1 protein-coding gene is annotated in these 551 nt (G+C 34.3%); it reads right to left on the reverse strand.

Translation table 11 applies throughout. From position 1 onward, the window contains the following. Window positions 1-161: 161 nt before the first annotated feature. A partial coding sequence (locus tag AC1DTM_RS31125; protein ID WP_477001777.1) for a nitroreductase family protein occupies window positions 162-551 on the reverse strand: 390 nt, incomplete at its 5' end.

A 551-nucleotide genomic window follows, 5' to 3' on the forward strand; every position in this document is an offset into this window, starting at 1 on the left:
GCTCACGATTACTGTACCATACTTTCATTTTAAGAACATTAATTTTTTTTAAGAAATAAATAGTAATTCCACCTTATTCATCATTTTAGCCCAATTCACTAAAGAAATATTCATTCAAAATAAAAAGACATTGGCATTTCAATGTCTTTTCTACATAACATTTAGAAAATAAATGTTGTAATCTCATCAACTTCTTTTCGAGAAAGTTTCTTCGGCTTATCTTTCGGAAACCCAAGTGAAATTACCATATTAATTTGTTTTTGAGGCTCAATTTGTAAATATTGTCGCAGTTCATCTTGAGCTAACAATACAGGTCCTGTCATTGGACAAGTGCCAAGTCCTCTCGCATGTGCAGCCAACATTAAGTTTTGTGCTGCTAGACAGCTACTCTTAATTCCTTCCTCTTCCCATACTGAATCAGGAACGAAGTCAATTGGATCAAATATCTTTTCACGAAACTTTGATTCATATGGTGTTGCTAAACATACGATTAGTACTGGCGCCTCAGAGAAAGCTGTCGCATATGGACCGAAAGAACGTGTAAGTAATTT

Source organism: Bacillus sp. P4_D3 (genome assembly GCF_056401855.1).